The 18918-nt window shown below is 62.5% G+C and carries 19 protein-coding genes; 9 read left to right on the forward strand and 10 right to left on the reverse strand.

Annotation, left to right across the window (positions count from 1 at the left end):
• The first annotated feature begins 164 nt into the window (after positions 1–164).
• On the forward strand, positions 165–1760 hold the full coding sequence (locus AAF563_08695) for an ABC transporter substrate-binding protein (GenBank protein ID MEM7121338.1): 1596 nt from the start codon (positions 165–167) through the stop codon (positions 1758–1760).
• 109 nt (positions 1761–1869) lie between these two features.
• On the opposite strand, the gene AAF563_08700 is transcribed toward AAF563_08695, so the two are convergent.
• Positions 1870–2721, reverse strand: a complete 852-nt coding sequence (locus tag AAF563_08700; GenBank protein MEM7121339.1) for a phytanoyl-CoA dioxygenase family protein — start codon at positions 2719–2721, stop codon at positions 1870–1872.
• A gap of 138 nt (positions 2722–2859) precedes the next feature.
• Between AAF563_08700 and AAF563_08705 the strand changes: the two genes are divergently transcribed.
• On the forward strand, positions 2860–3750 hold the full coding sequence (locus tag AAF563_08705) for a LysR family transcriptional regulator (protein ID MEM7121340.1): 891 nt from the start codon (positions 2860–2862) through the stop codon (positions 3748–3750).
• Between the two features lie 4 nt (positions 3751–3754).
• Here the strand turns inward: AAF563_08705 and AAF563_08710 are convergent, their stop codons facing one another.
• The gene (locus AAF563_08710) at positions 3755–5287 is read right to left on the reverse strand and encodes a sulfatase-like hydrolase/transferase (GenBank protein MEM7121341.1); all 1533 of its coding nucleotides are present in this window, start codon (positions 5285–5287) and stop codon (positions 3755–3757) included.
• 19 nt (positions 5288–5306) lie between these two features.
• On the opposite strand from AAF563_08710, the gene AAF563_08715 reads away from it, so the two are divergent.
• The 3 genes from AAF563_08715 to AAF563_08725 are packed head-to-tail and all read left to right on the forward strand — an operon-like array spanning position 5307 to position 8493.
• Positions 5307–6083, forward strand: a complete 777-nt coding sequence (locus AAF563_08715) for a creatininase family protein (protein MEM7121342.1) — start codon at positions 5307–5309, stop codon at positions 6081–6083.
• A gap of 8 nt (positions 6084–6091) precedes the next feature.
• Positions 6092–7654, forward strand: coding sequence for a class I adenylate-forming enzyme family protein (locus AAF563_08720; GenBank protein MEM7121343.1), 1563 nt, complete (start codon positions 6092–6094; stop codon positions 7652–7654).
• Complete coding sequence (locus tag AAF563_08725; GenBank protein MEM7121344.1) at positions 7651–8493, forward strand: VOC family protein; 843 nt, start codon at positions 7651–7653, stop codon at positions 8491–8493. Before AAF563_08720 ends, AAF563_08725 begins: the two co-directional genes overlap by 4 nt.
• A gap of 9 nt (positions 8494–8502) precedes the next feature.
• On the opposite strand, the gene AAF563_08730 is transcribed toward AAF563_08725, so the two are convergent.
• From AAF563_08730 to AAF563_08750, 5 genes are all read right to left on the reverse strand, one after another.
• Positions 8503–8925 carry a PaaI family thioesterase gene (locus tag AAF563_08730; GenBank protein MEM7121345.1) on the reverse strand — a complete coding sequence of 141 codons (423 nt, stop codon included), beginning with the start codon at positions 8923–8925 and terminating at the stop codon, positions 8503–8505.
• Positions 8922–9899, reverse strand: coding sequence for a zinc-binding dehydrogenase (locus AAF563_08735; protein ID MEM7121346.1), 978 nt, complete (start codon positions 9897–9899; stop codon positions 8922–8924). The genes AAF563_08730 and AAF563_08735 overlap by 4 nt, the downstream gene beginning before the upstream one ends.
• A 123-nt stretch (positions 9900–10022) precedes the next feature.
• Positions 10023–11198 (reverse strand): serine hydrolase, encoded by a 1176-nt coding sequence (locus AAF563_08740; protein ID MEM7121347.1) that lies wholly within the window; start codon positions 11196–11198, stop codon positions 10023–10025.
• A gap of 137 nt (positions 11199–11335) precedes the next feature.
• Positions 11336–12460 (reverse strand): extracellular solute-binding protein, encoded by a 1125-nt coding sequence (locus tag AAF563_08745; GenBank protein MEM7121348.1) that lies wholly within the window; start codon positions 12458–12460, stop codon positions 11336–11338.
• 237 nt (positions 12461–12697) lie between these two features.
• Entirely contained in the window at positions 12698–13042 is a 345-nt protein-coding gene (locus tag AAF563_08750) for a TraR/DksA family transcriptional regulator (GenBank protein ID MEM7121349.1), read from the reverse strand.
• Between the two features lie 78 nt (positions 13043–13120).
• On the opposite strand from AAF563_08750, the gene AAF563_08755 reads away from it, so the two are divergent.
• Together AAF563_08755 and AAF563_08760 are read left to right on the forward strand one after the other, a co-directional pair.
• Positions 13121–13519, forward strand: coding sequence for a hypothetical protein (locus tag AAF563_08755; protein ID MEM7121350.1), 399 nt, complete (start codon positions 13121–13123; stop codon positions 13517–13519).
• 16 nt (positions 13520–13535) lie between these two features.
• Positions 13536–14888, forward strand: coding sequence for a glutamine synthetase (locus AAF563_08760; protein ID MEM7121351.1), 1353 nt, complete (start codon positions 13536–13538; stop codon positions 14886–14888).
• Positions 14889–15034: 146 nt separating this feature from the next.
• Here AAF563_08760 and AAF563_08765 read toward each other — a convergent pair whose 3' ends face one another.
• Together AAF563_08765 and AAF563_08770 are read right to left on the reverse strand one after the other, a co-directional pair.
• The gene (locus AAF563_08765) at positions 15035–16174 is read right to left on the reverse strand and encodes an adenylate/guanylate cyclase domain-containing protein (protein MEM7121352.1); all 1140 of its coding nucleotides are present in this window, start codon (positions 16172–16174) and stop codon (positions 15035–15037) included.
• Between the two features lie 98 nt (positions 16175–16272).
• Positions 16273–16794, reverse strand: a complete 522-nt coding sequence (locus AAF563_08770; protein MEM7121353.1) for a cold shock domain-containing protein — start codon at positions 16792–16794, stop codon at positions 16273–16275.
• A gap of 336 nt (positions 16795–17130) precedes the next feature.
• Here AAF563_08770 and AAF563_08775 point away from each other — a divergent pair, with 336 nt between their 5' ends.
• Positions 17131–18063 (forward strand): acetamidase/formamidase family protein, encoded by a 933-nt coding sequence (locus AAF563_08775; protein ID MEM7121354.1) that lies wholly within the window; start codon positions 17131–17133, stop codon positions 18061–18063.
• A gap of 201 nt (positions 18064–18264) precedes the next feature.
• Complete coding sequence (locus AAF563_08780) at positions 18265–18429, forward strand: hypothetical protein (protein ID MEM7121355.1); 165 nt, start codon at positions 18265–18267, stop codon at positions 18427–18429.
• A 94-nt stretch (positions 18430–18523) separates the two neighbouring features.
• Here AAF563_08780 and AAF563_08785 read toward each other — a convergent pair whose 3' ends face one another.
• The gene (locus AAF563_08785; protein ID MEM7121356.1) at positions 18524–18715 is read right to left on the reverse strand and encodes a hypothetical protein; all 192 of its coding nucleotides are present in this window, start codon (positions 18713–18715) and stop codon (positions 18524–18526) included.
• Between the last annotated feature and the right edge of the window lie 203 nt (positions 18716–18918).

Consider the following 18918-nt stretch of genomic DNA (forward strand, 5'->3'; position numbering starts at 1 on the left):
GAACGTTCTCTGATGCCCCCGGCGTTTCGGCGCCGGGGGTCTCCTTTTGCCGACGTGATTTGTGAGGCAGTTTCGCAACTTGACGTGCCGCCCCAAAGACTGTGAGGATTTCGGACAACAGTCCAGTTTTCCAACTGCAAAACGAAAATGTCTGGGAGGCATTGATGAGCAAGTTAAACCTGTCACGTCGTCGTCTGATGCAGGCGTCGGCTGGATCTGTCGCGGCCGCCGGCCTGGTCGACGGTCTGCTCGACCCCAACAGCGCCTGGGCGCAGTCGTCGAAGCAGCTGAGGGTCCGTAGCAACCGCGCCATTCTGTCGACCGATCCCGGCTACATGATCGGCGGCTTCGAAATGGTCCTGCAGTACGCCTGCCTGGCGCGCTTGGCCAAGTACACCAACAGCCCGGACGAATGGGGCTGGGAACCCAGCGAATTCGTCACGTCGCTGGAGCAGGTCGACGCCCAGACGATCACCTTCGAACTGAAGCCGGGTATCATGTGGTACAACGGCACGACCCACGAAGAGATTGGCGAGCTGAACGCCGAAGACGTCAAGTACTCGCTGGAGCGCATGCAGGAGTCCGAGTGGAAGGACAAGGCTGTTGCGCTTGACCATGTCGAAGTAACGGGCACGCATGCCGGCACCATCCATCTCAACCAGCCGTTCGCGCCGATCTGGCTGACCTGGATCTGTGACGGCACAGGCACCATCGTGTCGAAGGTCGCGGTCGAGGCGGCCGGCGGCAAGTACGACGGCATGTTCGACTTCTACTGCGGCTATTACCGAGTCAAAGAGTGGGTGCAAAAGCAGAATTACACGTTGGAGCCGAACCCGAACTGGGGTGGCACGCCGCCGGGCATCGGTGACGTCAAGTTTATCATCATCGATGACGAGAAGACGGCGGAAATCGCGTTCGAGGCTGACGAGATCGACATTACCAACATTGCCGTCGACGCCATCCCTCGGCTTCTGGAAGCACCGCCGGAAGGTGGCGTGGTCAAGGCGTTCTCCGGTACCCAGTGGTACTGGATGGGCATGAACACCGACCATCCGAACCTGCAGGACATCCGTGTCCGTCAGGCGATTCAGCATGCCATCGACGTCGACACCATCATCCAGGGTGCCTGGGCCGGTGTCGGCACGCGCGCCCATGGTATCGTGCCGCCGGGTCTGATCGGTCACCGCACCGAGGGCAAGTTCTCAACGCCCGATCCCGACAAGGCGCGTGAACTGATCGCCGAGGCGGGTGCGGAAGGCACCAAGATTACGCTGAAGACGATCAACTTGGCCGACCGTATGGCGGCCGCCCAGATCATCCAGGCGAACTTGGCCGATGTCGGTCTGGAGGTTGAAGTTGTGCCGCTGGATGCCGGTCCATTCTGGAACCTCGGGCTCGAGTCCGAAGGCGAAGACTGGAAGGATCTGGAGCTGTGGATCATGTCCTATCTGGACTCGCCCGATCCCAGCCAGATGACCCAGTGGTACATCTCCGACCAGGTCGGCGTGTGGAACTGGGAACGCTGGTCCGATCCTGAGTTCGACGAGTTGTTCGCGGCCGGTCTTGGCGAGACCGACGAAGGCAAACGCCACGACATCTATGTCCGTATGCAGGAGATCATGGAGGACACCGGCGCTTACGTCTTCCTGATGTTCCCGCCGAACGGCGTCATGTATCGCGACACGCTCGATCCGGTGATCACGCCGAACGGCTACATCTGGCAGATCCAGGAGTTCAAGTGGAACGATGAATCGGCCTAGCGGGGCAAGTTGCTAGGAGGCTAGAAGAGCCCCCGGTGCCAAGGCGCCGGGGGCTCTTTTGCATTGGAGCGCTTGCGGTCTGCTGGGCCGGCGCTGACGCCCTCATCCACTACGTCTCGTCGACGCCGGCGCCATCGTAGAGTGCTTCGTTCTGCGCGCCCCGGACGCGGCGGTGCCACGCCATGCCTTCGTCGGAGAAGTTGCTGGTGGGCGCGGGGATGTGCTGGAAGTGGCCGAAGCGGTCCTCGCCGCGCACCAGCGAGGCGAAGTCTTCGTTGGCGACGATCTGCCGGACATGCGGGGCGATGTAATTGATCACCAGTCCGACGCGCCGTTCGTCCGTGTTGTTGGGGCCGGACGCGTGCAGGAGCTTGCCGTGGTGCAGCGACGCCTGTCCCGGCTCCAGCTCGACCATCACAGTGTCGCTCTCGTCGATCTCGACTTCGGCTTCCTGGCCGCGGGTCAGGAAGTTGTCGCCGGCGAAGGTGTCGCGATGGGCCAGCATCTTTCCCTTGTGCGAGCCCGGCACGAAGCGCATGCAGCCGTGAGCTTCGGTCACCGGTCCCAGCGCGACCCAGACGGAAACCTGATCCTCGCTGTCCAGACCCCAGTAACGGAGATCCTGATGCCAGCTGACATAGGACGGGCTGTGTGCATCTTTGATGAAGAAGGTCGATCCCCAGGCCAGGATGTCGGGGCCCAGAATGGTCTCGACCGCGTCCAGAATGCGCGGGTGCCGGGCGATCTGGTCGGCGAACGGAAAGATGATGTGGCCGAAGTTGAGCTGGCCTTTGTTGCCCAGCTTCTCCTTCTCGATGCGCTCCTGCAGGCTGTCCAGCTCGGCGCGATGAGCCATCGCCTCGCTTGGGCTCATGACCTCGAGCGGAAAGTAGTAGCCGTCCCGCTCATAGCGCGTGGCGATATCAGTAACGTCCCTTGTGGGTGCGGCGGCTAGGGCCATAGCGCAATCTCCCGCTTCAGGCGGTTATTGAACGTCAGGTATCGCGGCGAGACAATCAGTCTATGTTGTCCTATATGTTAAGTTGAGCTTAGTCTTCTAGCGGCGATTCCTCACTTCCTGCCGTTTCGAGTTCTTGCCATGGCCCAGCGCCGGATCCCTTCGCTGAACTGGCTGCGTGTTTTTGACGCGGCGGCCCGCACCGAGAACTTCACCCGTGCCGGCGAGGCACTCAACATGAGCGCGGCGGCGGTCAGCCAGCAGATAAAGGCGCTGGAAGCGCATCTGGGGACCCAATTGTTCGATCGCGGGCCGCGCAGCGTGTCGCTGACCGGTGCCGGCCGCGCCTTCCTGCCGGTGGTTCGTCAGGCGCTCCTGTCGGTTGAGACGACGGCCGCGTCACTATTCAGCCGGGACCGCTACGCGACCGTGACGATCGAGGCGACACTAGTCTTCGCCGCCTCGTGGCTCGCTGAGCGTCTGCCCGCGTTCCAGGTGGCCCACCCGTCGATCCATGTCCATGTCATGGGCGCTTTCCACGATGCCAGTGTCGACCGTGAAGGTGTCGACCTCGCCATCGCCTATGGCGGCATCTCCCAGGATGAAGCCGACAGCGACCTGTTGTTCGGCGAGCGCATCTACCCGGTCGCGCCGCCGGCGACCGCGTCGGCGATCACCGCGCCCGACCATCTTATCCGGCATCGCCTTCTGGAGATCTCAACGCACAGAACGAGCTGGCTCCGACTTTTGGAAACGACGCCGGACCTCGATATGTCAGAGGCGGAGTTCTGCTTCACCGATACGACGGTCGTGGCGCTCGCCATGGCGGCCGCGGGTCACGGCATCGGACTGGCGCGCGCACCAGCCAGCGACTACCTGGAGCGCCTCTATGGTCTCGAACGCTGTCTGCCCGGTCTCGAGGTGGAGAGCGGCCAGGCTTACTTCCTGGTTTCTCGGGCTGCCGCATCGCTGACACCGGCGGCGCAGCAGTTCCGGTCGTGGTTGCTCGACGAGACGGCGCGCTGGCGCTAGCTGGTCACCACTTGGCGATCAGCTCGGTGCCGGCCCGCGGTCTTGCGGTGAAACGTTGCGTCAGCACCTCGGCCAAGCGGTCGCGGGTCGCCCGATGCCGGGCTTCGTGAAACAGGTTCCGGTGTTCGCCGGGATCGGCGTTAAGATCGAACAACTCGCCCCAGTCTTCGTCGCTCTCGGGATAAAGCGTCAGCCGCCAGTCGTCGGTGACCATGGAGTGGTTGTAGGTGCGCGGATCGATGCGGGGATGAAACTCCAGAAACCGCGCCTCGCGTTCGAGTTCCCTTCCTTCGAGAGCCGGCTTCAGCGAGAGTCCGTCATCGCGGATACCGTGATGGTCGACCCCGGCCAGATCGAGCGTGGTCGCCATGATGTCGAGATGGCTGCTGGGCGCCCGCGTCATTTCGCCTGGCGGTACGCCGGGCCCGGCCATAATGAAGCTGACCCTAGTGAGGTCGCCATAAGGCGGCGGGCCCTTGTGCAGGAGGCCGTGGTTGCCCAGGAACTCACCGTGGTCGGAGGTGAAGATCACGATGGTGTTCTCGGTTAGGCCGCGCGCGTCGAGTGTGGCGAGGACGCGCCCGAAACACGCATCGATCTGCGCTTCCATGCCGCGGGTAAGGGCGGTGGCCCGGGCCAGGCTCTCGGCCGACACGTCGTTCGTTGTCGTCATGCCGCCCTGTTCGACCGCTGGTGCGTCATTGTCGATCCAGTTGGCCGGCAGCCGCTGACGGACGTAGCTCGGCATCAGGTCCAACTCGCCGGCAATCGCATCGGGCGCCGGCATGGCGCCGGGATCGATCAGGTCTGCCCATGGACGTGGCGGACTGAAGGGGTGATGGGGATCAGGCGAGGAGACGAACAGCATGAAGGGGCCGTCCGTCCGATCAAGGAAATCGATCGCACGCTCTGAGATCCACGTGTTGTAGTGGCGGTCGTCGGGAACCGCCGCCGTCCAGGCTTCGTCGAGATCGGTCAGCGGACCGTCGAGGGCCGCCTCCGGCTGATAAAGCGGGACGACCTCCGGATGATAGTCGCGAAGCCAGGCCGCGTGATGGCCGCCTTCCGTCGCCAACAGCGATTCGCCGATCATGAAGTCGACGGTTTGGTAGCCGAAATAGGGGCCGTTCCAATCCACGCAGCGACCGGTCTGCCAGAACGGCACGGACTCCGGATAACCATAGGACACGTCTGCCATGATCGGCTGCAGGTGCAGCTTGCCGACGGCATGGGTGGCGTAACCGGCTTCGGCCAGCAGGCCAGGCAGGGTGGCCAGGCCGTCATAGAGCGTGCGGCCGTTCGTCGTCATACCGTGATGGCGCGGATAGAGCCCGGTGATCATAGTGCCGCGGCTGGGGCAGCAGATCTGGTTGGGCGTCAGGTGGTTGTCGAAACGCATCCCACGCGCGGCCAGCCGGTCGATGTGCGGCGTCCGGGCGTGCGCGTTGCCGTAGCAGCCCAGACTGTCGGCGCGCTGCTGGTCGGTGCAGAGAATCAAGATGTTGGGATGATCGGACAGCGTGTGTTCCTCACTCAAGCCGGTCTAGACTAGCGCCATGAGCAAACCGGTTGATAGTGCCTGGATCGAAGATCTGACCTGGCCCGAGGTCGGCGACAGATTGGCGGCGAGGCAGATTGTTCTGGTTCCGATCGGCGCCATCGCCAAGGAGCACGGACCGCACCTGCCGATGAAGACCGATTGGCTCTTGGCGGCCGAACTGGCGCGCCGGGTCGCCGGCGTCTTGCCGGTGCTCATCGCGCCGGTCATCCCTTTCGGCTATTACCCGGCCTTCCGTCACTACCCTGGCAGCCAGCATCTCAGGCCCGAGACCTTTGCCGCGCTGGTGTCCGATCTTCTGTCTGGCCTTATCGCGCAAGGCGCCGGCCGTATCGCGTTGATCAATACCGGCATCCCGACACAGGCCATCCTGCATACGGTCGTGCGCGAGCTCTACGAGACGACCGGTGTCAGGGTGGCGGTCGCCGATATCGCTCGGATGGGCAAGGGCGCCGCCCATCTGATGGAACACGATATCGATGGGCATGCGGACGAGGAGGAAACATCGATGATCCTCTCGATAGCACCGGAGTTGGTGCGTCTCGATCGTGCGCGCCGTGACGACGGCAACATGCGCGGGGCGCCCGATACCGTGTTCTTCCGTCCGCAGGTTTTCCGCGACGACCCCGGGGGCGACATCGACCACAGCGAAACCGGCGCCCGGGGCGATCCGACTTTGGCGACGGTCAAGAAGGGCGAGGCGGCGCTTCAGGCCATGGCGGACGAACTCGTCGACGGCTTGCGCGCCCTATACCCTGAACTTCAGACATCATAGGACACAGCATGGATCAACGACGTGCCGGCAATCTCGGCTACTTCAGTCACGAGGCCGCTTTAGCGTTTCCCGATAAGACCGCGATGATCGATTTGACTCGCGACGAACCGCGCGAGGTCACCTACGCCGAATTGGAAGAACGGCTCGACCGTTTCGCCTCGCTGACACGGACCATGGGTCTGAAGCCGGGCGATCGGCTCGCCATGTGTGTCGGCAACCGGTTCGAGTTCATCGAGATCATGTACGGCGCCATGCGCGCCGGTGTCGTGCCGGTAACCCTGAACACCAAGCTGGGCGCTGACGTCCTTGAGTTTACCGTGAAGGACAGCGACGCGGTCGCGGCGATTGTCGAGCCGGTGTCGAATCGCTTTGTCGTCGACGTGGTCGAGCAGGCGGGGCTTAAGCCACTGATCGCCTTCGACCCGGTGCCGGTCGGATGGCAGCGTTATGAAGACATGCTGATGGCCGAATCGACATCGTTCGACCCGCCGGAACTCGCAGGCGACCACCCGTCTTTTCAGCCCTACACTTCCGGCTCCACGGGCCGGCCCAAGGGCGTCGTGCTGACTCATGACGGTCAGCTCTGGGGCATCCACGTCTTCCAGAGATTCTGGCCGGAAAAAACCGACAACCGGGCGCTCGCCGCCGTGCCGATGTATCACAAGAACGCCATGGCCGGCGCCTTCAAGCCACTGCTTCATGTCGGCGGTTCGGTGGTCATCCTGGAGAACTTTGAACCCAAACGGTTCTTGCGCGCACTCAGTGACTACCGCTGTACCAATACCGGCGGCGTGCCCGCCGTCTATACGGCGCTGCTCCAGGAAAAGGAACTGATCGAGAGTCTCAACTGGTCGGCGTTGAAGGGTCTCTCGGTCGGCTCGGCGCCGGTACCGCCGGAGCTGTTACATCAGATCGAAGACGCGTTCGGCGTGCGCTGTATCGAGACCTATGGCCTGACCGAAGGCGGGCCGGTGCCAATTGCCGCGCCCGCCGACGGATCGCCCATGCCGCCGGGCAGTTGCGGCAAGGTTCTGCCCGAAGGCGAGGTGAAGCTTGTCGGCGCGGACGGCAAGGACGACGACAGTTACGGCGAACTCTGGGTCAAGAACCCCGGTGTCACGCCGGGCTACTACAAACGCCCGGACGTCAACGATGAGAAGATCGTCGATGGCTGGCTCAAGACGGGTGATCTCTTCCGCAAGGACGAAGACGGGTTCTATTTCTTCATGGGCCGCACCGACGACATGTTCAATTGCGGCGGCGAGAACATCTATCCCAAGGAGGTCGAGAACCTACTGCTCGCGCATCCGGAGATTATCGAGGCATCGGTCGTGCCGCTGACCCACAAGATCAAGGGCGAAGCGCCTGTCGCGTTCGTCACGCTGACACCGGACAGCGCGCTCGACGAGCAGGCGATCAAGACCTATTGCCTGGAGAACGGCCCGGCCTACGCGCATCCGCGCCATGTGGCCGTGGTCGATGAGATGCCACTCAACGGCCCCGGCAAGATCGACCGGCTGGTCGTGCAGAAGCAGGCGCGCGAGGCGTTTGGCGAGGTCATCGGCGGATGATGGCGACTCCCTGGCTCGATCACGTCGCGGTCGCGACCGACGATCTGGATCGCGCGGCCGCCGCCTACGGCCGGCTCGGTTTCAACCTGACGCCCCGCTCAAGCCATAGTGGCGACGACGGACCGTGGGGCACCGGCAATCACTGTGCGATGTTTCGCGACGGCTATTTCGAATTGATCGGTATCACCGATCCCGCGCTCTATCACGACCATCTAAAGGCCGCGTTGGCGCGTTACACCGGCCTTCATCTGATTGCCCTGGGTACCGATGACAGTCAAAGCACGTATCGCGAGGTGGCGTCGCGCGGCGTGACGATTGGCGAGCCTTACGGGATCGCGCGCCAGGTTCCCTATGGCGATAGCACCCGTGAGGGCCGCTTCCACATCACGGAGATCGATACCACATGGTTTCCCGAAGCCGACTTCTTCTTTTGCCAGCATCATACGCCCGATGTCTTGTGGCAGCCTGACTTGCTCGACCACCCCAATGGCGTCATGGGTCTGGCCGGCGTCACGATCGTCGCACTTGATCCCGTCGCCACGGCGCGTCGTATCGCTGCCGTCTCCAGTGTCGCAGACACCGAAACAGAGGACGGTCACCGGTTCGTCTTGGCGCGCGGCACGATCGATGTCGTGTCGGCCGATGGACTAGGCGCTCACTTCGTGGGGATCAAACCGCCGGTGTTGCCATGGGTTGCCGCGGTGACCTTTACCGTTTCTGATCCACGAGCGATCGAGGACCTGGCGGCCAGCCGGGGCATCAAAACCGTTACGACCGGCGCCGGTGTTTGGGTTGGACCCGACGATGCCGACGGCGCCCTCCTTGTGTTCGGCTCCTGACGCCTTTGGTCAGCCGGCGGCTGTCGCGTAGGTGCCGCGCCCGACCGCGCACAGGCGGTCCCGGGCGTCGATCACCTCGACATCGGCGACGCCGATGGTGCGCCCGGCCTTGACCGTGCGGGCCATGACCGTGAGGTCGCCGTCGCCGGCCATACGCAGATAGTCGACGCGCAGGTCGATCGTTGGAAAGCCCAACTTGTCGGTCTTGATGGCGAGCGCAAAGTCGCCGGCGATGTCGATAACGCTGGCCAGGACGCCGCCGTGATAACCTTCCTCATGCGCGGTTCGCTTGTAGCCGTGCTTGAACGGCAGGCGAAACGTGACCTCGCCCTTGGCCGCGTCCCAGGTGTCGAGCTCCATGGTGACGAGGTCGTGGAACGGCCCGCGCTGCCAGCCGCGCCATAACCTCTCCACATCGATCTTGCCGGTCATGGGTTCAGTACTACCTTTCCGAAGACATTGCGTGTCTCCAGTTTTGTTTCGGCCGCCTGGATATCGCTCAATGGAAAGATCGAGTCGATGACCGGTTCGATCTCACCCGCCGCGACCTGTTCCAGCAGCCAGACGATACCTTCGTCTGTCCATCCGTTGGCACCGAGGATGCGCAGTTCGCGGGTCCAGATGTAACGAATATCAGTCTGCGGATCGAAGCCGGCCGAGGCGCCGCATGTCACCACCCGCCCGTCCTGCGCCATGGCGCGCAGCGATGGCACCCAGGTTTCGCCGCCGATGTAGTTGACGCAGACGTTGATGCCTTTCTTGCCGGAGATCGCCCAGGCCTCGCGGCTGAAGTCCTGTTCGGCCGTGTTGATGACGTGGTTGGCCCCGAGCGCCGAGAGTTTCTCCAGATTGTCCTTCGACGATGAGGCGCAGATGGTTTTGGCCCCGATCGCCTTCGCAATTTGCAGACAGCCGGTGCCGACGCCGCCTGCGGCACCCAGGATCAGCACCAGTTCGCCGGCCTTAACGTGGGCGCGGTCGAACATGATGCGGTGCGCGGTGCCATAGCCCACCGGAAGCGCGGCCGCCTGCTCGAACGTCACGGCGTCGGGCAGCGCGATGACTTGGTTCTCCGGCGCTTTGGCCAGCTCGGCCAGACCGCCTTGGCAATCCTCGCCCATCATGCCGTCGCGTCCGAACGGGTTGAAGACGATGCGGTCGCCGGGCTTGAAGCGCGTGACATCCGTGCCGACACCTTCGACCACGCCGGCCATGTCGCCACCGGAAATGAACGGTGTCTCAATCGGAAAACCCGGCATGCCGCGCCGGACCTCCAAGTCCAGATAGTTAAGGGCACAGGCCTTGACCTGCATCAGAACTTCGTCAGGGCCGATCTGGGGATCCGGCCAGTCGCGATAGACCAGGTTCTCGACGGAACCCTGTTCTTCGATGACGGCTGCTTTCATGGCTGGCTTTCTTCGGTGCGTGATAAGGACGCACTGTTACCCGTTTCCGGCGTGCCAACAAGAAGAGGCGCGGACCCAGTGTCCCGCGCCCCTTGCCGATGCTGGGACGATGACAGATCTGGTTCAGAGTTTCGCCAGAATCTCCTCGCCCATGGCAATGACCTCGGGCAAGTAGGTTTCGTCGCTGGCGTGGCTGGTCTCCAGGACACTGAAGAAGGCGAACACCGCCTCCTTATCCGGATCGGCCATGAGATACTGGCCGCCATAGCCGCCGTGACCGACAAACGTGCCGTTTGAATAGATCTGATTGCGATAGCGTTGGCCTTCGCGCGGGCCGGCAAGCCAGGTGCCGCCACCTTTCCGGGTGGCTTCGATGAAGTCGCTGTCGCCGACCGGTTCGCCGTGAACGCCCAGGCCGCCGCGTGCGAAGATGAGGCCGTAGCGGGCGAGGTCGCGCAATGTCAGGGCCCCGCCGCCGCTCAGCACCGGTACGAAGTCGCAGTCGAGCGACATGTGAAACGCGCGCTCCAGGCCCGCGCCGTTGGCAATGTCGACCAGATAGGACTTGAGGTCCCGCCCGCTCACCACCTCGGCGATCCAGGCCGCGACGTCCGAGTTGGTCGACTTGTAGTGGGTGATGTTGTCGGGATTGGTCGTGCCGTCGTCGACGAGGTCGCAGACGAAGCCGCGTAAGCTCTGTTCGGGTTCCCCCTCGGGCGGCAGACGCCAGCCCAGGGATATCTCTTCACGGCCATAGCCGATCCGTTCGCCCGGGCCCGGTGGCGGATCATAAGGCGCGGTATAGTCCTCGTCGAAATTGTTCATGACATTCATGTCCAGCACCTGCTGGACCGTCGCGCCGCGATAGCCGCTACCGATCTCCGGCAGGTAGTGTTCGACCTTGGCCTCCAGTTCGACCAGGCCTTCGGCAACAAGGCGGCCGAAGATCAGATTCAAGGTCGTCTTGCTGATCGACTGAATGCTGTGCGGCATGTCTGGGCCGAAGTCCGGCGCGTAACTTTCAAAGAGAATGTCCTGACCCCGAACGACGATCATGCCGTCGAAAATAGATGTCGTCGTCAGCCGTCTGACCTCCGGTAAATCTCCGATATGCCGGTCGATGCGTTTGCGCAGTGGCAGCACGTGACTGGACCGTGTGCTGAACCCGTAGCGGTTCAGCCAATGCACGTTTCGAAATCCCCAGCGCCGTGTGTCCGGTTGGTTCCAGGTGTTTAGATTGTCGTCACCGACGACAAGCTGGGGGTTGCGGATCAGATGAGAAGCGGTATCCGTCGCCATGGTTTATTGACTCGCCGGTTGCGTGGGGATTGGGGACTAGCATTGGTCTAGCAGGATTTGCCCTGCGGTCTGGCGAAAAAAGAAAGAGGCGCGGCGATCGCTCGCCGCGCCCCTGGACGGATGCCCTCTCGGTAAAACTAGAGGCCGACCTGAATGTCTTCCCAAAGCTGGAGCTGCTTGGCGTCCTGCTCGGGATCGGGCGTGATAAAAAAGGTCGTGCCCGCCATTAACGCCTCGGGGTCGTCGTAGCCCAACGCGGTCACGGTCTCAGCATCGGCCAGTTCGAACGACTTGGCGTTGCCATGGCCGTATCCATAGGCTTCGATCAGGAACTTGCCGGCCTCAGGCGCCAGCCAGGCGTCGATGAAGTCGTAGGCCATCTGGTCGTCGCCTTCGCCGCCGCTCATGCGAACGAGACCGCAAGCCCAGCCGAACGCGCCTTCCTTAGGCGCCGCGAAGGCGACTGGAATGCCTTGCTCGGAGAGGTTCACCAGCGCTTCGTTCCAGGCGTAACCGGCGACACATTCACCGCTGGCGATCGCCTGTTCCATGTCGGTCTGGCTTTCCCAGTAGAACCGCACGAGCTCGCGTTGCGCGCGCGCCATGTCGCCCGCCTCGGCCAACTGCTCGTCGGTCGGGTTGAAGACGTCATAACCCAGGATCTTCAGCGCGATCGAGAGGTTGACATAGGTGCCGCGGGCGCAGATGCGGCCGGCATAGCGGTCATCGAACAGCATCTCCCAGGTCTCTTCGCCCTCGTAGATGTCCGTCCGGTAGATGATCGACGACAGACCGAAGTCGGTGATGACCATGTAGAGGTCGCCGTCGATCGCCGCGCCGTTCATGGTCTGCAGCGACGGGAAGACGTCATCCCAGTACTGCACTCGCGAGGTGTCAATGGGCGACAGGATGCCGGCATTGTGCCACTTCTGCACGTTGTCGATGCAGGGATGGGAAAGATCGGGCGAGAAACCGGCGCGGATCTTTTGCAGACCGTCTTCGGCCGATGCAAACACCGACCAATGCGGCGATTCGCCGTACTTGTCGATGAATTCCTGGTGCAGCTCCGGCACCTCGTATCCGGACCAGGTAAAATAGTTGATCATGTCGCCGGCCGCCGCTTGCGCGCCGGTCGTCATGGAATTCGTCACGGGAACGATACCGGCGGCCGCTGCCGCACCCATAAAGGTCCGGCGGCTGATACGGCCGTTGATCAGATCGTTCTGAAGCTTCTCCACATTGGGTTTGCGAAGGAAGTGCATGAATGGCTCTCCAAGATCGTGTTTGCCTCAATTGGGCCGACTGCCCTTATTTTTGCCGTCTCTTAGGCGGCGGCGGTTCATGGACGACTCGGCGTGAGCTTATCTTAGGACAGATTTTTACCGTGTCGTCAGGTCAAACCCGACAATTATGACGAATCGTGGCAAGAATGGGCCGCGCGGTATCAAAGACGCGTGTTCTGGGCGCCGCCACCTTACTCTCGGTTGGGCAGGATCCGACTATTTCGATCCGCCGGCGCAGCGCACACAAACCGCAGCCGCCGGGTCCAATTCCAGCCGTTTCGGCGCGATCTCCTCGCCGCAGGAGATGCAGTAGCCGTATTCGTCCGCTTCCAGACGCGCCATCGCCTCGTCGATCCGGCGAAGCTCCGCTCTACGCCGGTCCGCCTGGGCTTCAGCCATTGCCTGGACCTGCAGCGCGTCCATGCGCGACAGACGCCCGACGCTCTGTTGATCCAGTTCGACCGGCGCGCGATCACCAGCCGTCGCCGCCTCATCGGCAAGGAGTTCGGCATGGCGGGCTTCCAGCTTCCGGCGCAGCGCATCGATGTTCATATCGCCCATGACGCGGTATGATGCGCCCGTTGCGGGCCCGGGGGCAAAGAGATTGCGGGGTGGTCCGCGCTATCGGAGGGGAACTATATGACCGATCCATCCACGCAGTCCGGTGACAACCTGCCGGCCAAGAGTACTGACGACACGGGCATGCCGCTCATCATCTATATTCTCTATCTCGTGACATGCCTTGGTATTGGGATCGCAGCCCTGGTCGGCGTCATCATGGCCTATGTTCTGCAGGGCAAAGCGTCGAGCTGGGTGCAGAGCCACTACCAGTTTCAGATTCGCACGTTCTGGATTGCTTTGGTCGTCTCAATCATAGCTTTCTTGTTGTTGTTCGTGTTTTTCCTCGGCGCCATTCTGTATGGCCTTCTGGCGATTTGGATCATCATCCGTTGTGTGAGGGGCATCATCTGGCTTCAGGCCGGAGAGGCGGTGCCTGACCCGACATCGTGGTTGTTCGGACAGCCAAAGTCGGCGTAGTTCGTGTCCCCACTTCATGAGTAACAACCCTTTTGCCGGCTGCCGCCACGCCGATGACGTGGCGGCTGCCCTGGAGGCGCAAGGCATCCGCGCCGTCCACATCGGTATCTTCGATATCGATGCGCGCTTCCGCGTCAAACGGGTCGACGCCGCGAAGTTTCTGAAGCTGCTGACCTCGGGCTACGAGTTCTGCAAGGTCCTCTACCAATGGGATACCGCGGAGTTGCCCTATGGCCAGGGCGATTGGGCCGATGTGCCGGCGCCGATCGATCCGGCAAGCGGGCGGTTGTTTCCGTTCGCCGACGGCGAGGCGGTGTTTGTCGCCGAGTTCAGCGATGAGATTGGCGAGCTCGCGCCGCGCAATCTGCTGCGGCGTCAACTCGACAAGGCCGCGGGCATGGGTTTCTCGGTCAAGGCCGGCTTCGAGTATGAGTACTTCATCCTGGACGAGACGCCGGCCACGGTGCGCGAGAAGGGTTACCGCGATTTGACTTCGTGGCAGCCCGGCAACAGCACGTATTCGCTGGTGCCCTCGATCGAAACGGAGTTTGTCGCTGGCCTCGAGGCGGTCATGGCCGATCTCGACGTCGCGTTCGATGCCTTCCACACCGAACAAGGGCCGGGCTGCCTTGAGACGGCGCTGAAGGCGGGTGAAGGCATGCGCGCCGCCGACGCGGCGGCGTTCTTCAAGACCTACACCAAGGCCTATTGCCAGCGTCACGGTCTGATGGCGACGTTCATGGCGAAGTGGTCGAACGCGACCAATGGCCAGTCCGGTCACATGCATATCTCCATGCAGGACGAGGCCGGCGCGCCGATCTTCCATGATGCCGGCGAGCCGGACGGGATGAGCCAGACCATGCGCCATTTCATCGGCGGCCTGGTGCGGCTTTTGCCGGAGACGCTCGCGATGTGCAGCCACACGGTCAACGCCTACCGGCGTATGATCCCCGGCATCTGGGCGCCGTTGACGGCGACGTGGGGTGTGCAGAACCGCACCTGCGCGTTTCGGGTCATCAACCCGGAACCGGACGCGACGCGGGTCGAGTTTCGCGTGCCAGCCGCCGACGCTAATCCGCACCTGACGCTTACCCAGTGCCTGGGTGCCGGGTTGTGGGGCATCGAAAACCGCATCGAACCGCCACCGCCGACGGCGGGCGAGGCGACCGTCGATGATGCCCCCGCCGACCAACGGCTGCCGCGCAACCTTCTGGAAGCGGCCGAGCGGTTGGACGGCTCGGCCTTGGCGCGTGAGATCTTCGGCGATCCGTTCGTCGACAATTTCGCGCGCACACGACGCTGGGAAGACGATGTCTTCCGTCGCCATGTCAGCGACCTCGATACCGCCCGCTACCTCGACGTCTTCTAGGGTGATCAAGACTTGGCTTTCATCACCGGCTCACTCCCCCTCCCGGCCGCCCCAAGAATGCTGCCATGGGTGGCCTCGGCGAGAACGCCTCAAGGCGTTTTGCCCCGGAGGAGAGGAGTGGGCCGGCGCTGCGGCCGCGACAGTCATTAGCCGATGTCGATCGTGAAGAGTTCCTGGTCGGTGTCGACGCCACGCAGGTGATGCCGGCCGAGGCTCCTCAGCCGCCGGCCGCAGCGCGCGCTGGCCCGTGCAAAGCTGGGTGAGGTGAGCAGCGCGTGACCTAATTGGTCACACAGCCCTTCGATCCGGCTTGCCTCGTTCACCGCCGGTCCGATCACCGTGAAGTCCAACCGGTCGACCGTACCGACATTGCCGTAGAGCACGTCGCCCAGGTGGAGCGCGACATCCAGCATCATCGCTTTGCCTGTATCCGGTTCCCCGATTGACGCGACGGCGGTGATGGCCTCGTGGGCCGCATCCAGCGCACCCTCGCACAGATCGTCTTCGTTGCGGCCTTCGCGGTCGAAGACTGCCAGCACACCGTCGCCCATGTACTTGAGAACCTCGCCGCCGCGCCGCGTGACAGGTTCGACCATGGCATCAAAGCAGTCGTTCAAAAGACTGGCGACCGCCTCCGTCTCCAGCCGATCGGACAGGGTCGTGAAGCCGCGCAGATCAGCAAAGAAGATTGCCGCGGGGATCGTGCGAAACGTGCCGCGGCGGAATGCCCCGTCAAGAATACGCCGGCCGGCGTCATGACCGACATAGGTCTCCAGAAGATTGGTCGAGATCTCATGTCCCAGCGTCGACTTCACCGACAGGGCCAAGCGCGGCATCAGACGCTCCAGGATCAAGGCTTCGGCGTCCAGAAAACCGCCGGGCCGGTCGGTCAGCCATGTCGACACCATACCGCTTCGATGATCGTGCGCGCCCTCGTGTCCAAACCCGATCAGCCGGGCCACGTACTCGGTCGCGCCGAGATCACGAAACTCCTTGAACAAGGGAAACGCGAAAGCGGCTTCGTCTCTATCCAGACGGGTGCGCTGCGTGCGCTGATCCTGACTCTCGACCAGGCTGCGTATCGGGCTGTTCTGCCATTGATCGCCAGCCTGGTCGGCGAAGGCATTGGGATTGACGTCGATGCCGCTGTCGCGCCGCCAGATATGGGTCACCGAGTCGATGACCGGGTGCATCGTCCGTGTCGAGACATTGGCGCGCAACAGCTGAAAGCCGACCCGATCATTCAGCTGTTCACAGACACCCGCCAGCATGGTGCCAATGGGCATCTGTTTCAGGCCGCATTCAATCAACCAGTCACTGACCGGTTGAAGACGCGGGTCGGCAGAGGCGGGATTGTCGGGCGGCGGCACGGATGCCGGCAGCGTCAGATCACTTCGATGCTGGTGGCCAGCGGTCCACGATCGCCCATTCTCGACTCAACCCTCACGCGCTGGCGCGGCTGCAGCATCGGAATGCCCGCATGTTCCAAGACGCGCGCGGAAACGAACACATCACGGCTGCCGTCATCCGGCGTGATGAAGCCGAACCCCTTTTGCATATCGAAGAACTTCACCATGCCCTCGACCGTTGTCGCGGGACCAAAGTCCTGCGGCTCGTGTCGCCTGGGCGGCGGTGCCTGATCCTCCGTCGCGGTCGACAAATCGATGCTGTAGATCTCGGCCACCTGCAGGCCGCGCTGGCCTTCGGTCACCTCGCACATCACGGTCGCGCCGTTCGGCAGTGACCGTTCACCCAGACGCTCGACAACAGAGATATGCAGGAAAGCGTCGGAAGAACCGTCCGACAACTGCACGAAACCAAAACCCTTGGTCGGATTAAACCACTTGACGGTCGCCGATACGCCGGCCTGGCCGCCACCGTACCGGCCCTCTAACTCATCTGACATAAGCTCACAGCTCCTTCCATCCCCTCGGGAAATCGCTGCAACGAAATAGTCGCCAAGGAGACGGCTCCCTTACAACGATCCGCCCGCACGAACCCACGCGGCGGCGATCGGTTCGTGACAAAAATCAGGGCGGTGTCTAGCCATTCGAGCTCTTTTTGCCACCCCAACATAAGTATCCTGCACGAAACCTGCGCCCGGCGGCAAACGGATTCGCCACAGTAAAATTCGCAAAAATGCTGGCCGGGTACGGCTATGGCGTTTGCTGATGGAGCGTCTAAACTGCTGTGCCACATATCAAATCGCCGTCGCGAGGCGCGTTAGTCGAAAGGGGAATCGATGAAACACACGATCCATAGTCACCACAGCCATTTCGGCTGGGACAATGGCAATGAGCCGGTTTTGACCATTGCGCCGGGTGATGAGGTCGCCTTTGACACGGTCGATTCTTCCGGAGGTCAATTGTCGCCGGACTCCACCGTCGAAGACATCGCGACCCTCGATTTCGGCAAGATCAATCCGGTTACCGGGCCGGTTGTCATCGATGGGGCTGAGCCGGGCGACGCTCTCAAGATTACGTTACTGGACTTCACCCCGTCGGGATGGGGTTGGACGGCGCTGATTCCAGGCTTCGGTTTGCTGGCCGATCAGTTCGAAGACCCGGCGCTACATATCTGGACTTACGAATCCGACAGCTTGAAGCCGGCCGCCTATGGTCCCGGCGGACGCGTGCCGCTGAAACCATTCGCCGGCACGATCGGTCTGGCGCCCGCGGAGCCCGGTCTGCACAGCATCGTGCCGCCGCGCCGCATGGGCGGCAACATGGATATCCGTGACATGTGCGTGGGCACCGAACTCTACCTGCCGGTCGAGGTCGCCGGTGCCATGTTCTCGATCGGCGATACGCATGCCGCGCAGGGTGACGGCGAGGTGTGCGGCACGGCGATCGAAAGTCAGATGGCGGTCGCGTGCAAGTTCGAGTTGGAGAAGGACGCGAACCTCGCGTATCCGCGCTACACCACCGCCGGGCCGGTCAGCCGCCATTTCGATGAGAAAGGTTACGAGGTGACGACCGGTGTCGGGCCCGATTTGATGCAGGGCGCCAAAGACGCGGTGGCCGGCATGATCGATCTCCTGTCCGCCCGCCACGGCATGGCGCCGCACGAAGCGTACATGCTGGCCAGTGTGTGCGGCGACCTACGCATTAGCGAGATCGTCGACATGCCCAACTGGCTCGTGTCGTTCTACTTCCCGCGGGTGGTGATGGAGTAGGTCGGACGCGGGGCATGTTTTGGCAACACTTGGATCGTCAAGCATGCGTCGCTTCGACGGCATTCGTGGCGGATCGTCACAGCACGGATTTCTGATGTGGACGACGTAGCTATCGCGCGCGCCGTTCACGTGGTCGGCGTCATTCTGTGGATCGGCGGCGTCGCCTTTGTCACCTCGGTTTTGTTGCCGGCAGTATGACGCATGAAGGAGCCCGCCGAGCCCTTGGTCTTGCACCGGTGGTTCCTGAGACGCGCGAGCGAAATGCCAGAGCAGACATTCCGCCTGATCCAAGGCCTTTATTGGGTGCTGTTGATCGTCAGCCTTGTCACCGTGGTTGGCGCCACCATTGGTTCCTACGGCGGTTAGGGCGAACTGTCCTCATCGTCGAGCTCGGCGCACGCGATGGACCAGAACGGTGTTGTCTACCCTATAGGATAGCGGTTGGATGAGCGGCCGATGTTCAGTCGACTTGATCCAGCCATTCAGCGACGGTGAAACGCGCATCCAGCGCCGAGACGTTGGGATGATACCAACGATAGATCTTGGTCGCTGCGTGAAACGCTGATTCGTCCGCTTCATCACGATCTTTCAGTGCGCGATACGCGCGCTCTACAGCGGCGCGACATGAACATGCGCGAAACCGTTCTTGCATCGTCCTCACTCCTCCCAATTCCGCTCGCGGCCCATGGTTGGTCCAGCGCCGCCGGCGCGCGGTGGCACCATGGGAACTAGTGCAACCCTTTGTCAATGGTGCAAATGACGCATCCGCGCTGGAGAAGATCTTGTTTTGATCGATTCACTTTGCGATGACATCAAGACAGGTGAATCTGCTCTACTCGAAGATATACAGCGGAA

The organism is Pseudomonadota bacterium (genome assembly GCA_039028155.1).
GTDB lineage: Bacteria > Pseudomonadota > Alphaproteobacteria > SP197 > SP197 > JANQGO01.

Excerpts from the sequence above, each read along its gene's own strand:
- AAF563_08695 (MEM7121338.1), top strand. The coding sequence starts at position 165 with ATGAGCAAGTTAAACCTGTCACGTCGTCGTCTGATGCAGGCGTCGGCT.
- AAF563_08700 (MEM7121339.1), bottom strand. The coding sequence starts at position 2,721 with ATGGCCCTAGCCGCCGCACCCACAAGGGACGTTACTGATATCGCCACG.
- AAF563_08705 (MEM7121340.1), top strand. The coding sequence starts at position 2,860 with ATGGCCCAGCGCCGGATCCCTTCGCTGAACTGGCTGCGTGTTTTTGAC.
- AAF563_08715 (MEM7121342.1), top strand. The coding sequence starts at position 5,307 with ATGAGCAAACCGGTTGATAGTGCCTGGATCGAAGATCTGACCTGGCCC.
- AAF563_08720 (MEM7121343.1), top strand. The coding sequence starts at position 6,092 with ATGGATCAACGACGTGCCGGCAATCTCGGCTACTTCAGTCACGAGGCC.
- AAF563_08725 (MEM7121344.1), top strand. The coding sequence starts at position 7,651 with ATGATGGCGACTCCCTGGCTCGATCACGTCGCGGTCGCGACCGACGAT.
- AAF563_08730 (MEM7121345.1), bottom strand. The coding sequence starts at position 8,925 with ATGACCGGCAAGATCGATGTGGAGAGGTTATGGCGCGGCTGGCAGCGC.
- AAF563_08735 (MEM7121346.1), bottom strand. The coding sequence starts at position 9,899 with ATGAAAGCAGCCGTCATCGAAGAACAGGGTTCCGTCGAGAACCTGGTC.
- AAF563_08740 (MEM7121347.1), bottom strand. The coding sequence starts at position 11,198 with ATGGCGACGGATACCGCTTCTCATCTGATCCGCAACCCCCAGCTTGTC.
- AAF563_08745 (MEM7121348.1), bottom strand. The coding sequence starts at position 12,460 with ATGCACTTCCTTCGCAAACCCAATGTGGAGAAGCTTCAGAACGATCTG.
- AAF563_08750 (MEM7121349.1), bottom strand. The coding sequence starts at position 13,042 with ATGGGCGATATGAACATCGATGCGCTGCGCCGGAAGCTGGAAGCCCGC.
- AAF563_08755 (MEM7121350.1), top strand. The coding sequence starts at position 13,121 with ATGACCGATCCATCCACGCAGTCCGGTGACAACCTGCCGGCCAAGAGT.
- AAF563_08760 (MEM7121351.1), top strand. The coding sequence starts at position 13,536 with ATGAGTAACAACCCTTTTGCCGGCTGCCGCCACGCCGATGACGTGGCG.
- AAF563_08765 (MEM7121352.1), bottom strand. The coding sequence starts at position 16,174 with ATGCCCATTGGCACCATGCTGGCGGGTGTCTGTGAACAGCTGAATGAT.
- AAF563_08770 (MEM7121353.1), bottom strand. The coding sequence starts at position 16,794 with ATGTCAGATGAGTTAGAGGGCCGGTACGGTGGCGGCCAGGCCGGCGTA.
- AAF563_08775 (MEM7121354.1), top strand. The coding sequence starts at position 17,131 with ATGAAACACACGATCCATAGTCACCACAGCCATTTCGGCTGGGACAAT.
- AAF563_08780 (MEM7121355.1), top strand. The coding sequence starts at position 18,265 with ATGAAGGAGCCCGCCGAGCCCTTGGTCTTGCACCGGTGGTTCCTGAGA.
- AAF563_08785 (MEM7121356.1), bottom strand. The coding sequence starts at position 18,715 with ATGCAAGAACGGTTTCGCGCATGTTCATGTCGCGCCGCTGTAGAGCGC.